Consider the following 14544-nt stretch of genomic DNA (forward strand, 5'->3'; position numbering starts at 1 on the left):
ATGAAAGTACTTGTCATACAAATTAAGATGATTGGTGACGTACTGGCAAGTACTGTCATTTGTGAAACTATAAAAAGAGAACATCCCAACTGTGAAGTGCATTATTTAATTCAAAAAAATACTTTCCCTGTTGTGGAAAACAATCCTTTTATTAACAAAATTCTGTTATTTGAAGAAGAAAAATACAAAGGGTTAAAAGGATTATTCCGTTTAGGAACAGAATTAAAACTAGAAAAATACGATACCGTAATTGATGTTTATGGGAAGTTTCAAAGTTTACTTCCTACTTATTTAAGTGGTGCAAAAAAACGAGTTGGAACTTACAAATGGTATTCCAAACTCTTCTTAACAGAAACCATTATTCCTGATACGGAGTGTAATGGAACAGCAAATGCTTTTAGAATTTTATTAGCCAAAACGGCTATAAAAAAAGAAGTGCAGCAGATTTTTCCAAAAATTCATTTAACTTCATCTGAAATTGAAACTGCTAAAAATCAAATCGCAAGTCAATTAGATGTTTCGAAAAAAACAATCATGATTAGTGTTTTAGGAAGCGGTAAAAACAAAAGCTTACCTAATGCATATATGGCTGAAGTGTTAAATAACATTGCTTCTACTGCTGATGTGCAATTGGTCTTTAATTATATGCCTAACCAACAAGAGGAAGCCAAAGCAATTTTTGAGTTATGTAATACCGAAACTAAAACTAAAATTATTTTTGATTTTTACGTAAAAGGGTTACGTGGATTTTTAGCAGTATTGTCGCAATGTGATGCTTTGGTTGGGAATGAAGGTGGTGCTACAAATATGTCAAAAGCTTTAAATATTCCAACATTTACTATTTATGCACCATGGATTAATAGAACTTCATGGAATATTTTTGAAGAAACGGGGTTGCATGAAATTGTACACTTATCCGATTATTTTCCAGACTTATATAAAAACAAACACCCCAAAAACTTTAAAGAAAAAGCTTTGGAGTGGTATGATAAATTGAATCCTAAACTATTTGCTGATAAATTACAGCAATTTGTAAAAAAGATTAGTCAATAAATTTCTCTTTGTACCATCTTACTTGTTCCTCAAGTCCTTTTTTTAAGGTAACTTTAGGTTCGTAATTCAATAGTTTTTTTGCTTTATCAATAACTGCGGCGGTGCGTTGCTGATCTCCTTTTCTTGGTGGCTTATTATCTATAATCAGGGTTTTATTCATGATTTGCTCTACAGCGGTAATTCCTTCTTGAGTTGTATTTACCTCATCAGTACCCAAATTGATGATTTCACCATCCACCAAATCTTCTTTGCTGATAATTGCAGCTAATCCATCAACAATATCGCCTACATAAGTAAAACTTCTCTCGTGTTTTACACTTCCTTCAAACAATGGAAATGGTTTATCCTTGTAAAGATTTTCAATTAATTTTGTATATAATTTTTCTGGGCGTTCCCTTGGTCCAAAAACTGAATATAAACGAATAGAACATGCTTTCAGTTTCCCTAGACGTTGTAATCCTAACACTAGTTGTTCGGCTGCTAATTTAGTAGAACCATAAAAAGAAACAGGTTGCGCTGGAATCGTTTCATCAACAGTAGCTTCAATTCCATAAACTGAAGAAGTAGCAATGTTTACAAAAGATTTTAGATTTGGATTATAAGCCAAAACTGCATCTAACAAATTTTGAGTTGCATAAATGTTATTTATAACATATTCTTCTAAAGTAGTATCGGATGAAATTCCAGGTTGGGCTGCCAAATGATATATATAATCATAACGTTTTTCGAATACTTTTGATAAGTCATCGTTCAAATCTACTCTAAAGATGAAAACCCCTTTTGCTTCTAAATCTTTAGCATTCATTTCCTTTAAATCTGGACTATAATAATCATTAAAATTATCTAATCCTACCACTTCGTGACCAAATGCTACTAATTTTTCACATAAATGTGAAGCTATAAATCCTGCTGCTCCTGTTACTAATATTCGCATACTTTTTATTTTTCTTCTTTCTTAATTCCGAAAGGTGTCCATTTAATTTTTTTATCACGTACATCTTTTCTAATGGCTAGATTAGCTGCTAACGATTCTGGTGTTTTATAACCACGTGCATGATCTAAGTGTAAAACAATCGCTTTGTGGCGGATTTGTTTTCCTTTTACTCCGTAATTTTCTAAACGCTCTCCAAATTCTCTATCCGGTCCACCATATTTCATTCTTTCATCATAACCATTGATTGCAATCATATCATCTTTAAATCCAGAAGAATTACAATTGTTAAAAGATGATGTTGTAGGTGAAATAACATCTAAAATTTTAGCGATAATTCCATCTGAACCTAATTTTAAAGTATTTGAAAAATCTAATTTCTCAATTTTATTTAGCCATTTTACATCAAAACATCTTTGTGTAAGAATATCTTCTTTCGTAATAGCTTTACTAGTTTTCATTGGAAGTTTGCAATATCCACCTGATAAAAATTTTCTTTTTTCAGCTTGCTTTGCATGCACTTCTACGAAATCAGCTCTTGGAATACAATCACCATCTGTCATTATGATATATTCGTGAGCAGCTTCAACTATTGCTACATTTAATATTTCTTGTCTTCTGTATCCGAAATCTTCATGCCACAAATGACGCACTGGAACAGGATAGTCTTTTGCATATGAATCAATCAACTCTTTTGTTGAAGGTCGGGAACCATCATCGGCAACTATTAATTCAAAATCTTTATAAGTTTGTACGCTATAACCAATTAAGACTTTTTCTAACCATTCTTCTGCGTTATATGTACTTACTACTACTGATATTTTCATTTTTATTTTTGTTTGAAACGGATCTACTCTGAAACGATTCCGTTTTTTATTCTAATGATATTGTGTTTTATATTGTATCGTCTAATTTTTAAATTAGCTTGAATTTTTTGAGGATCTGCATACCCTCTTTCATGATGCAAATGTAAGCAAATTGCGTCGTATCTTATCTGTTTTGATAATATTCCAAAATTAAACAAACGTTCTCCTACTTCCCTATCCAATCCACCATAATGCATGTCTTGATTAAAACCATTTATTGCCAATAAATCTTCTTTAAAAACCGAAGAATTATGTCCGTTGAATGTTTTTTTCGTTGGTGTAATCCAATTCATAAAACTAGCGAAATAACTATTCTTTGTGAGTTTTGAAATTTTAAAATTAGCCTTCAAACCATTATTAACCAACCACTTAATTGAAAAACAATTTTGATTTACAATATCATTTACCGAAATAAGAGTTGACAACTGCAAAGGTAATTTAAAATATCCACCTGATAAAAAATATCCTTTTTGTTGGTGCTTTAAGTGCATTTTTACAAAATCATTTCTTGGAATACAATCGCCATCCGTAAAAAGAAGATAATCTGCACTTGTTTTCAAAATGGCTTTATTAAGAATTTCTGATTTACGAAATCCATTATCTTCATGCCATACATGTACGATTGGATATTTAAAAGAAGACTTAAATTCTTCTAATAGATGTTTAGTTTTTTCAGTAGAACCATCATCTGCAATTACCAATTCGAAATCAGTTTCAGTTTGTACGCTGTAACCGATTAGCACTTTACGTAACCAATCTTCCGAATTGTATGTTGTAATGATTACAGATAATTTCATCTAAGGTATAAAAAAGTGAAAATACTACTTTTTCCAGAACTTTAATTTCTTTTTGATTCTTTTTTTTCTTTGAAAACGAAATTGAAAATCGGCCGTAAATTTCCACATGGTTTCAAAAACAGTATTTTCATCTTCACCAGAAAGTTTTGCGTATTCATTGCTCATTGTAGCAATCATTTCTTTTTTAGGTGTTAAGCGAGATAAATTTTTCATTCGGGTTTGAAAATCTATCGCGTTGTGAAATTTCATCCGATTTAAATCCACCAAATAAAAAGAATAATTACCATTACCTTCATTTTTAATTAGTGTGTTTCCTGGAGAATGATCTAAGAATTCGATTCCTTTTTGATGCATTTCAAAGGTAAATTGTATAAATTTTCGAATGATAAAATCCCTGTTTTCAAAAGCTTCATCTTGCACAATTTCTCTAAATTCGAAAACATTTTCTAGATGTTCACAAGCGTAGTAACTTTCTTTTAATCCAATACAATCATAATTTTCGTAAAAAGCAACTGGCTGAGGTGTTCCAATTTTGAATTCAATCAATTTTGAAGCAAACTCAAACGAACGACGTGCTTTTGATTTTCTAAAATAGCAATATACTATCTTATTGAATATGTTAGGTTTCTTAAAAGATTTTATACTAATAACCTCATTTTCTAATTCAAAAAGTTTAATTGTATTTCGTTTACCAGATACAAAATACTTTCCTTCATTTTTGAAATTAGTAATAAAGTTTAAAATTTGATTACTTAGTATATTATATTTTTTATTTAATTTAAATTTCATCATGCTAAATTAATAAATATGCTTACAAAAACAATATAAAAATTTATTCTTACATTTGTTTACAAATCATCTTTAATGAAAAAAATATTCTTAGAATCGCATCATATTAATAACTTAAATTTCGGTTTTGGACAATTTAATTATCACCTTTTAAAATCATTAGCTCATTCAAATGATCACTCATTTGAAATGCATATGTATTGCACTTATACAAAAAAATATGAGACTGAATTTAATAATTTTTATAAAATAAAAAAATACTACTCTTTTCACAGATATAAAATCTCCAGAATTAAGAAAAAATTTGATTTATGGCATTCGATGAATCAAAATTCTAAAATTGAGCCATTTTATAATACGCCCTACTTGCTGACAATTCATAATATTTCACACATTAAAGACGTGAGAAACTATAAAAATTTACCTAATCATATTAGTTTCCAAAATAAAATAAATAAAAGTAATGCAATTGTTTATATTTCAGGATACGCAAAGCAATCTACTCATCAATATTTTGAAGTTCCAGATATTCCAGAGTATATAGTTTACAATGGCAATACCATTGAAAAAATTGAAATTCCTGAAAATTATAGATTAGAAATTACAAAAGATAAACCTTATTTTTTTACAATAGGCGAAATTACTGAGAGGAAAAATTTTATCTCAATTGTAAAAATGATGTCTTTTTTTCCAGAATACAATCTTATAATCGCTGGAAAAAACACCACAAGTGAAGCTGTTAAATTAAAAGAATATATTAAAAAGAATAATCTTAAAAATGTATTTTTAATAGGTAAAATTTCTGAACTAGATAAACAATTCTTATATAATAACTCTTTAGGATTATTATTCCCATCGTTGCGAGAAGGATTTGGTTTACCAATTATTGAAGCTATGTCATTTGGAAAACCTTGTTTTTTATCGAATAACACATGTTTGCCTGAAATTGGTGGAAATCTATCATTTTATTGGGATAATTATGATTCTGAATACATGGCAAACATTGTTAAAAAAGGATTAAACACCCACAATAACAATCCAAATATGAAAGACTTATTAATACAAAGGTCTAATGAATTTAGTTGGGAAAATACTGCAAATTCTTATTTAAAAATTTACAAATCAATTATATGAGTTTAAATTTAATTAATTCACTAAAAAGAAAATGGAATCGTTATGATGTAACCAGAAAAATTTTAAATGGTAACTATTTTAACGAAAGTGTTGTTAATATTCATCGAATCGATACCAAAAATATTGGAGATTATTATTGCGCACCTCATCATTACTTTGAACGCTTAAGAGGAAAATATCTTGACATATTTGATTACAAAAATGAGAATGAAAAAATTCGCAGTAATTATATTGAAGATGTTTGTAATAAATCTATAATTGTTGGAGGTGGCGGCTTATTAAACCGAGGTGGGTTTGAAATGCAAATGAAATTGTTTGAAAAAATATCTGAAAAAGGAAAAAAAATAGTGCTTTGGGGTGTAGGCCACAATGAAAAATCAAAAGAAAACTATGGCAAAGTTTCAAAATACAATATCGATATTAACAAATTTGGGCTTGTTGGAACAAGAGATTATAGCATGCCGGGGGAATTTGTACCTTGTGTAAGTTGTTTACATCCAATTTTTGACCAAAAATTTGATACAAAAAAAGAGGTTGGTATTGTCTTTCACAAAGACACACTAAAAAAAGAAAACATCACAAAAAAATATCAAAATTTTGCAACCTCATCCAATACAAGCAATTTAGAAGATTTAATTGAGTTCATTGGGGAATCAGAAAATATAATAACCGATAGTTACCATACAATGTACTGGGCAATGTTAATGGAAAAAAAAGTTATTACAATTCCAAATTCTTCAAAGTTTTTTGATTTCAAATACCAACCCATTATTTCTAATTTCGATGATGCTTTAAATCATTTAAATAAAGGCGAAACTTTTAGTGGACTATTAGAAGAATGTCGAGAGATTAACATGAATTTTTCTGAGAAAGTATTTAACTATTTGAATCTTTAATTTTTAGAAGCCTTCCAAATGGAAATAGACAAAAAAAATGTAAATCTGCTTTTATGGACCAGCGGATGGGATTCTACATTCCGACTTCTTCAAATCATTTTAATGGAAAAGAAAAGTGTTCAACCCATTTATATAGTTGATAAAAATAGAAAATCTTTAAAAAACGAATTAGAAGCTATTCAGAAAATTCAAGATAAAATAAAAGATGAATTTCCTGAGGCGATTGATTTGATTCAACCTATTTGGTTTGTTGAAAAGGAAAATCTGACAGAAAATGATGAAATTGGTTTTGCCTTTCAGCAACTTTCATCAATGAGAAAAATTGGAAGTCAGTACGAATGGCTAGCACAATTTTCTCACCATTATGATTTAAAAAACGTTGAAATTAGCGTTGAAAAAAACTTAGATTTAAATTCATTTGGCAATTTTATAAAACAAAATTACTTAGAAGTAAATCCTTCAGAATGTAGCGACAAAAAACTCTATTACACAATAGACACGGTGTTTAAATATTTTCATTTCCCAGTTATTTATTTATTAAAAACGAAAATGCTTAGTATAGCAAAAGAAAACAATTGGTTAAACATTATGAATTTAACTTGGTTTTGCCATAAACCAAAAAACAATTTACCATGTGGCAAATGTAATCCTTGCATGGCTACCATTGAAAAAGGATTAAGTTATCGTGTTCCGTTAACAAATAGAATTTTAGGTTATATAAAAATCTATAAAAACAAATTAAAGGGGTAACGTAATTGTGTCCCCCAATTCTTTATTAAAACATTCTATTTTAAAACGTTTTACACCGGCTGTTGGGAAAAAAGTAAGTTCTCCAAAAATAATTTTATGTTGCAAAGAATACAAATCAACTCTAACAAAAATAAAATCAGAAGATAGCTTTTTTACAACCTCTAACATTTCATTAAAATTACTTGGGCGAGAAATGTCAGTTTGTAAAAAGTCTGATGAAATTACGTCTGGATAAATTTTATTCCAATTTAAATCATAAAAACATTTTTTATCCTTTCCGTTTTCGATTACTTTAACCAATACATATTTAGGAACACCATGAACGGTATAAAACTTGTAATCAATTAATTGACTAGAATCAAACTCCGAAATATATTCTTCTACCAAAAGTCTTGGCGCTACATTTTTATAAATATACTCTCTATTTTCATTGAAGTAATTCGCTTTTAAAAACGAAGCTAACTTATGCTCCAATTTATTTTGATTCACTTTGCTTTTATCATTTACAATACAATTATATCCAGAACCATGAGTTCCTTTTATTACGAATTGATTAGGTAAATTTTCAAAATCGATGTCTTCAACAGAGTTATAAATTCCAATGATAGGATTTAAATAAGAAGCTCCTATTTTACTTTCAACAAAATGTCTTACTTCGTATTTATCAACTAAATTTCCTAATTGTTCTTTATAATGATATAATTTTAACCATTGAATTTTTTCCATAAACTCAACTGGCTGTTCAAGATTTAACGAACGTTTATTATAATAATAATATTTGGTTTTACAGAACAATACATCGTTTTTTGAAAATCTTTGAAGAAATTTCAAATAAAGTTGGTAGTATTTCTTTTTAAAAAAATTCAATTAATTTCGGCTTTTAATTAACACTTCATTCAATTCGTCAAACATTTTCTTAGCGATTACTTCTTTTGTGAAATTTTGCTTTAAAAATTCATATCCGTTATCTGTAAATTTCTTCTGCAGTTCGTTATTTTCTAAAAGGAGTATCACTTTATCTGCAAAATCAATTGGATTTCCAACTTCAGCCAATAATCCAGTTTCATTATCTTTCACTACTTCAGGAATTCCTCCAGCATTCGCAGCTACAATGGGAACTCTGCAAGCATACGATTCTAATAAAACGCCACCCGTAGGCTCATTATTTGAAGTGAATAAAAACAAATCGAATTCAGGTAAAATTTCTGGGATATCTTTTCTAAAACCAGCAAAAATTATCGCATCTTCTATTCCTAAATCTTTAACTTGTTGTTTTATTTCAGCCTCTAATTTTCCTTCTCCAACCAAAATAAATTTAGCTTTCACCTCTCTCCTTACTAATTCTGCAACCGTATTTACCCATGTTTTGTGATCTTTAAATCCAGTAAATGCAGCAATATTTCCAATAATTTTATAGTCTTTTGGAATATTAAACTCTTGATGTAAAATTCCGGCACGTTCTGTTTTTTTAAATTTGTGAATATCAGTTACACTACCTACAACACATAATTTATCATGATCTTTAACCGCATATTTAAGGACATCAACCACAGGATAAGAAACACAAATAATTTTATTAATGCCTTTGTAATTATATTTCCATTTTCTAAAAAAATTAGTATCCACTCTTTTAATTAATGTGCGACATAAAACTAAAGGAATGGATAATCCAAAAAACAAGGACGACAAGACTGTTTGAGTATGAGATTGGCTATTATGAATAAAAATAATGTTTGCCTTTTTATCATCAGCAATTTTTTTAATTTCTTTAGCTAATTTGAAATCATATTCCGAACGAAACTCAATAGGTATTACCTGCATATTTCTTTCTGAAGCAACTTTAAATATCTCCGAATTCTTCGGACATACAATCCATTGATCATCCACTAAACCAAAGTCTCTAAAAGCTTCATAAAGATATATAATTTTTTGCTCGTGCCCCCTCCATACATTGGAAGCGGTAATTTGTATTAATCTCATTATTGGAAAATTTCGCAACAAATGTATATTATTCCATAAACATAAATAAAATTCATAAAAAATATTTATATTATAATTTCATTTTTTAAAATAGTTAACCTGATTAAAAGTCCCAATTTACTCTAAATTTAATTGATATTCTAATCAAAAAAAGTATTTAATAGAAATATAAACTAAAATGAAAAAAAGTACATTTACAAAAAAAACAAATAGAATTAAGAATATTATAATCAAAAAAATATCTAATGAATGATTACAGAGTAATATTTCAAGAGAGAGCCAAGGACTATCATTTTGCTATGCAACAATTTCCTAATGCAAGATCTAATGAATTTAACCAATTGATTATGTCCACAGATTTTTCTACTGTTCATACTATCTTAGATGTTCCAGCAGGAGGAGGTTATTTGAAAAAATTTGTACCAAATAATGTAAATGTTATTTCAACAGATTTTTCTGAAGGATTTTCAAATGAAAACATTAAACTTGTTTCACCAGAAAAATTGCCATTTGAATCAAATACTTTTGATGCTGTTTTTTCTCTTAGCGGTATGCATCATTTAAAAAATGTACCTCTTTTTATAGAAGAATGTTTAAGAGTAGTAAAAAGTAATCGAGATTTTATTTTTGCAGATGTTAAGAAAGGGTCTTCAGTTGATGTATTTTTAAATCAATTTGTAAATGAATACAATTCTCTAGGTCATAAAGGCAATTTCTTTTATGAAGCTTATTTTAAAAATCACCCAAACATCCAAAAAAATATTGTAGAATGTATATACAATGAATACCCATTTGTTTTTAACACCAAAGAAGAAATGATTTTATTTTTTAAACTATTTTTTGGATTAGACAAAGCCAATGACATTGTTATCTTTGATGGTATTCATGATATTTTAGGCTTAGAATACACTAAAACAGGAATTGAAGTGAATTGGGGACTTATCAGATATAGAATTATAAAAAATAATGTTTAAAATATCATAAATTAGGCAATTGAATAAGTTTAGCGTATTCTGTATTAAATCTTTCTATTTTGCTTTTTATTAATCCTGCACTTGAGAAAAAAGTAAGCTCTCCAAAAGTAATTTTATTGCCTACCGAATATAAATCTACGCGCATAAAAATAAAACCTTCTGATAATTTTGTAGCCACTTCTAGGATCTTTTCTAAATTATTAGGCTTCATGAAGTTAGATTTTGTAAAAATAGGACTCTCTTTTTGTGGTAAAATTTTATTCCATTCTAAATCATAAAAACATTTTTGAATACTATTTGATTCTTTTTTTTCAGCGAATATGTATTTAGGCTCTCCATGATAGCAAAAAATTTTGTATTCTACCACAGGGTTATCATCAATTTTAGATATGTATTTTTCAGTAACAATGCGTGGCTTTACATTTTTATAAATTGCCTCTTGGAACTTATTGTAATAATTTTGAGATAAAAAATGATTCAATTTTCTCTTTGTTTGTTTGATATTTAATTTGCTTTTATCTTCAACAATAATGTTATACCCAGAACCATGAGTTCCTTTTAATACAAATTGATTAGGTAAGGTCTCAAAATTTATTTGAGATACTGAATCATAAACCCCATAAAGCTCATTTAGATATTCTTTCCCAATTTTTTTTTCTACATAATTTCGCACTTCGTACTTATCTACAAAGTCACCATAGTTTTCTTTATAATAATTCAGTTTAAGCCAAAGTAATTTTTCTGTAAGCTCTTTTGGATTTTTCAGATTGGGTCTATGATTGTTCTTTATTAGATATTGTAAAATTGTAATTTTCTCATCATTACCTTCTCTTAGTCTTAGTAACTTAATTAATAATTTATAATATTTTCTTTTTAAAAAATTCATATCGTTTGTTACTTAAATTTAATTATTGGGCAAATGTATCAAATCTCCAAATTCTTTATTAAATCTTTCGACTGAACTTCTTACAAGTCCACCATTTGAAAAAAAAGTAAGCTCACCAAAAACAACTTTATTTCCTATAGAATACAAATCTACACGCAAAAAAATAAACCCCTCTGATAATTTTTCTGCAACTCTCAACATTACATCAAAATTCTCAGGTTTTTTAAAGTTGGCCTTATAAAAAGATGAAATGTATTGCTCTGGAAGAACTTGGTTCCAATCCAAATCATAAAAACATTTTCTCAAATCTTTTGATTTATTCTTTTGTACAAAAACATATTTTGGTTTTCCATGAAAACAATGAAACTTATAATCAATTAGTGAATCATTATCTATTTCAGAAATGTATTTTTCAACTAAAATTCTTGGTTTAACATCCTTATAAATTATTTCACGAAATTTGTAATAGTAATTGCTATTCAAAAATTGACTCAATCTCCTTTTAGTCTTGTTTATATTAAGTTCATTTTTATTTTTGACAATAATATTATATCCCGAACCATGAGTTCCTTTTAACACAAATTGATTAGGTAAACCATTAAAATCAATACTATCTACCGAATCATAAACTCCAAAAAATTCATTTAAATATTCTTTACCTATTTTATTTTCAACATAACTTCTAACCTCATATTTATCAACAAATTTCCCATAACTTTCTTTATAGTAATAAAGTTTAAGCCATAAAATTTTCTCCATAAATTCTTTTGGATTTTTTAAATCTGGTTTTATACCATTTTTTAATAAATAATGATATATAGAAATTTGTTTATCACTTGCTCCAAAAAACTTCAGCAAGCCTATGTATGATTTATAGTATTTTCTCTTGAAAAAATTCATCTTTTTTAATTCTAAAAGTAGTTAAAGGAATTTATAATAATTTAAATCAGCAAGAGCTTGAACAAATGTATAATATTTTAGATAATCTCATTAAAAAAGTAATGATTTGAATAAGTTTAAATAAATTTGCATTCAATAAGCTAAATTATGGACATCAATACCGAAATACACAACGCATACGAAGTCATAAAAAATGGCGGAATCATTCTTTACCCTACCGATACTGTTTGGGGAATTGGCTGTGATGCAACCAATGAAGAAGCAGTAAAAAAAATCTATGCTTTAAAAAAACGAGAAGAATCGAAAAGTATGATTGTTTTAGTTAACGGCGAACGTATGATGCATCAAGTGTTTAATGAAATTCCAGAAGTGGCTTGGCAAATCTTAGATTTTGCCGAAAACCCAACTACTTTAATACTTGATAAACCAAAAAATGTAGCCAAAAACCTTATTGCAGAAGATAATTCTTTGGCTGTTAGAATGGTAAATGAACCTTTTTGCTTTAAATTAATGGAACGCATGAAAAAACCATTAGTTTCTACTTCTGCTAATATTTCAGGAATGTTTACACCAAAATCTTTCAAAGAAATTAGTCCAGAAATTATAAAAGGTGTAGACTATGTAGTAAATTTGCACCACGAAAAAATTTGCGACAAACCTTCAACCATTATCAAATTAACACTAGATAGCCAAGTTAAAGTAATTCGTAAATAATAAAAACATACCGCAGATTCGCAGATTAATATAGCATTATGGATCATTTTTTATATAAAGATAAAACATACCAAATTATTGGAGTTCTATTTGAAGTCCATAAAAATTTAGGGAAAGGATTTTCTGAAATTGTATATAAAGACGCTATTGAATTTGAATTACAACAAGCAAACATTCCATACGAAAGAGAAAAAGAATATGTAGTAAACTATAAAAACACCATATTGAAACATAAGTTTTATGCTGATTTTGTAGTTTTTAACGAAATTATATTAGAAATAAAAACTGTTGATTGTTTTAACAACGCTCATTACAATCAATGTTTAAATTATTTGAAAGTTTCAGGAAATGAATTAGCTCTTTTAGTTAATTTTAATTCTGTATCGCTTGAACACAAAAGAGTTGCACTTTCAAAAAAATAAAAATCTGCGAATCTGCGGTATCATCATGAATTACAAACAACATTTAGAACATAACATCTTCAAAATTATCTCACAAGCAACTCAAGAACTCAACTTGGAATGCTACGTAATTGGTGGTTTTGTACGCGATACTTTATTAAATCGAGATCATAAAAAAGACATCGATATTGTTGCTGTAGGTAGCGGAATCGAACTGGCTTTAAAGGTTTCTGAATTGATTCCTTTCCATCCAAAAGTACAAGTTTTCAAAAACTATGGAACCGCAATGTTGCGTTATGATGATATTGATGTGGAGTTCGTTGGAGCTCGAAAAGAATCCTACACACACGATAGCCGTAATCCAATAGTTGAAAACGGAACGCTAAAAGACGATCAAGAGCGAAGAGATTTCACTATAAACGCCTTAGCTTTTTCATTAAATTCTGAAAACTTTGGTGATTTAGTCGATCCGTTCAATGGTGTAGAAGATTTGAAAAATAAAATCATCAAAACACCTTTGAATCCTGATATTACCTATTCGGATGACCCATTACGCATGATGAGAGCCATTCGTTTTGCAACCCAATTGAATTTCGAAATTGAATCGGAATCATTAGAAGCAATTTCAAGAAATAACGAGAGAATAAAAATCATTTCAGGCGAACGCATTGTAGATGAACTGCATAAAATTTTAGCTTCCAACAAACCTTCCATCGGATTTTTACATTTATACCAAACGGGTTTATTAGAGATCATTTTACCCGAATTAACTGCTCTGAACAATGTGGAAGAAGTCGAAGGTCACACCCATAAAAATAACTTTTACCATACATTAGAAGTAGTCGATAATATTTGTCCAAACACGGATGATGTTTGGTTGCGTTGGGCTGCCTTATTGCACGACATTGGTAAAGCACCAACCAAAAGATTCAATAAAAAACAAGGTTGGACTTTCCACGGACATGAATTTTTGGGTGGAAAAATGGTCAAAAAAATATTTGAACGTTTGCATATGCCATTGAATCACAAAATGAAATTTGTGCAGAAAATGGTAATGATGAGTTCGCGACCTATTGTAATTTCAGAAGAAATCGTAACGGATAGTGCTGTTCGTCGTTTGGTTTTTGATGCTGGGGAAGATATTGATAGTTTAATGACTTTGTGCAAAGCGGACATTACCACTAAAAATCCTAAGAAATTTCAGAAATACCACAAGAACTTCGACATTGTAAAACAGAAAATTGTGGAAGTAGAAGAAAAAGATCGCGTTCGAGTGTTTCAACCGCCAATTACGGGGGAAGAAATCATGGAATTGTTTGATTTAAAGCCTTGTAGAGAAGTTGGTGTTTTGAAAGAAGCTGTAAAAGAAGCCATTTTAGAAGGCGAAATTCCAAACGAATACGAAGCAGCAAAAGCTTTTGTTTTCATGAAAGCAGAGAAAATGGGATTAAAAAAAGCATAATTTTATAATTT

At 28.8% G+C, this 14544-nt stretch carries 16 protein-coding genes; 8 read left to right on the plus strand and 8 right to left on the minus strand.

Annotated features, from left to right (window positions below; translation table 11 throughout):
• Entirely contained in the window at nucleotides 1-1053 is a 1053-nt protein-coding gene (locus DPN68_RS09000; RefSeq protein ID WP_113989322.1) for a glycosyltransferase family 9 protein, read from the plus strand.
• Here DPN68_RS09000 and DPN68_RS09005 read toward each other — a convergent pair.
• The 4 genes from DPN68_RS09005 to DPN68_RS09020 are packed head-to-tail and all read right to left on the minus strand — an operon-like array spanning nucleotide 1043 to nucleotide 4439.
• Complete coding sequence (locus DPN68_RS09005) at nucleotides 1043-1987, minus strand: NAD-dependent epimerase/dehydratase family protein (protein ID WP_113989323.1); 945 nt, start codon at nucleotides 1985-1987, stop codon at nucleotides 1043-1045. The genes DPN68_RS09000 and DPN68_RS09005 overlap by 11 nt on opposite strands.
• Before the next feature lie 5 nt (nucleotides 1988-1992).
• The gene (locus tag DPN68_RS09010; RefSeq protein ID WP_113989324.1) at nucleotides 1993-2811 is read right to left on the minus strand and encodes a glycosyltransferase family 2 protein; all 819 of its coding nucleotides are present in this window, start codon (nucleotides 2809-2811) and stop codon (nucleotides 1993-1995) included.
• 23 nt (nucleotides 2812-2834) lie between these two features.
• Nucleotides 2835-3647 carry a glycosyltransferase gene (locus tag DPN68_RS09015; protein WP_113989325.1) on the minus strand — a complete coding sequence of 271 codons (813 nt, stop codon included), beginning with the start codon at nucleotides 3645-3647 and terminating at the stop codon, nucleotides 2835-2837.
• A 24-nt stretch (nucleotides 3648-3671) separates the two neighbouring features.
• Entirely contained in the window at nucleotides 3672-4439 is a 768-nt protein-coding gene (locus DPN68_RS09020; RefSeq protein ID WP_113989326.1) for a lipopolysaccharide kinase InaA family protein, read from the minus strand.
• A gap of 72 nt (nucleotides 4440-4511) precedes the next feature.
• On the opposite strand from DPN68_RS09020, the gene DPN68_RS09025 reads away from it, so the two are divergent.
• From DPN68_RS09025 to DPN68_RS09035, 3 genes are read left to right on the plus strand one after another with little or no spacing between them, the layout of a single operon-like run.
• Complete coding sequence (locus DPN68_RS09025) at nucleotides 4512-5570, plus strand: glycosyltransferase family 4 protein (RefSeq protein ID WP_113989327.1); 1059 nt, start codon at nucleotides 4512-4514, stop codon at nucleotides 5568-5570.
• Complete coding sequence (locus tag DPN68_RS09030) at nucleotides 5567-6466, plus strand: polysaccharide pyruvyl transferase family protein (RefSeq protein ID WP_113989328.1); 900 nt, start codon at nucleotides 5567-5569, stop codon at nucleotides 6464-6466. Before DPN68_RS09025 ends, DPN68_RS09030 begins: the two co-directional genes overlap by 4 nt.
• An 18-nt stretch (nucleotides 6467-6484) precedes the next feature.
• A complete protein-coding gene (locus DPN68_RS09035; protein WP_113989329.1) occupies nucleotides 6485-7216 on the plus strand; it encodes a 7-cyano-7-deazaguanine synthase in 732 nt (243 codons plus the stop codon).
• On the opposite strand, the gene DPN68_RS09040 is transcribed toward DPN68_RS09035, so the two are convergent.
• On the minus strand, nucleotides 7205-7942 hold the full coding sequence (locus tag DPN68_RS09040) for an ATP-grasp fold amidoligase family protein (protein ID WP_133256588.1): 738 nt from the start codon (nucleotides 7940-7942) through the stop codon (nucleotides 7205-7207). The genes DPN68_RS09035 and DPN68_RS09040 overlap by 12 nt on opposite strands.
• A 141-nt stretch (nucleotides 7943-8083) precedes the next feature.
• Nucleotides 8084-9196: a glycosyltransferase family 4 protein gene (locus DPN68_RS09045; RefSeq protein ID WP_113989331.1), complete on the minus strand. Its 1113-nt coding sequence runs from the start codon at nucleotides 9194-9196 to the stop codon at nucleotides 8084-8086.
• 245 nt (nucleotides 9197-9441) lie between these two features.
• Between DPN68_RS09045 and DPN68_RS09050 the strand changes: the two genes are divergently transcribed.
• Complete coding sequence (locus tag DPN68_RS09050; RefSeq protein ID WP_113989332.1) at nucleotides 9442-10170, plus strand: class I SAM-dependent methyltransferase; 729 nt, start codon at nucleotides 9442-9444, stop codon at nucleotides 10168-10170.
• Between the two features lie 4 nt (nucleotides 10171-10174).
• Here DPN68_RS09050 and DPN68_RS09055 read toward each other — a convergent pair whose 3' ends face one another.
• Entirely contained in the window at nucleotides 10175-11056 is an 882-nt protein-coding gene (locus DPN68_RS09055; protein WP_113989333.1) for an ATP-grasp fold amidoligase family protein, read from the minus strand.
• Between the two features lie 18 nt (nucleotides 11057-11074).
• Nucleotides 11075-11956, minus strand: a complete 882-nt coding sequence (locus DPN68_RS09060; protein ID WP_113989334.1) for an ATP-grasp fold amidoligase family protein — start codon at nucleotides 11954-11956, stop codon at nucleotides 11075-11077.
• Between the two features lie 147 nt (nucleotides 11957-12103).
• Between DPN68_RS09060 and DPN68_RS09065 the strand changes: the two genes are divergently transcribed.
• Genes DPN68_RS09065 through DPN68_RS09075 form a run of 3 tightly spaced genes read left to right on the plus strand, consistent with a single transcriptional unit; the run spans nucleotide 12104 to nucleotide 14533 of the window.
• Nucleotides 12104-12670, plus strand: coding sequence for an L-threonylcarbamoyladenylate synthase (locus DPN68_RS09065; RefSeq protein ID WP_113989335.1), 567 nt, complete (start codon nucleotides 12104-12106; stop codon nucleotides 12668-12670).
• 38 nt (nucleotides 12671-12708) lie between these two features.
• On the plus strand, nucleotides 12709-13092 hold the full coding sequence (locus tag DPN68_RS09070; protein WP_113989336.1) for a GxxExxY protein: 384 nt from the start codon (nucleotides 12709-12711) through the stop codon (nucleotides 13090-13092).
• Nucleotides 13093-13117: 25 nt separating this feature from the next.
• Nucleotides 13118-14533 carry a CCA tRNA nucleotidyltransferase gene (locus tag DPN68_RS09075; RefSeq protein WP_113989337.1) on the plus strand — a complete coding sequence of 472 codons (1416 nt, stop codon included), beginning with the start codon at nucleotides 13118-13120 and terminating at the stop codon, nucleotides 14531-14533.
• Nucleotides 14534-14544: the final 11 nt, after the last annotated feature.

The organism is Flavobacterium tibetense, assembly GCF_003293845.1.
Taxonomy (GTDB): domain Bacteria; phylum Bacteroidota; class Bacteroidia; order Flavobacteriales; family Flavobacteriaceae; genus Flavobacterium; species Flavobacterium tibetense.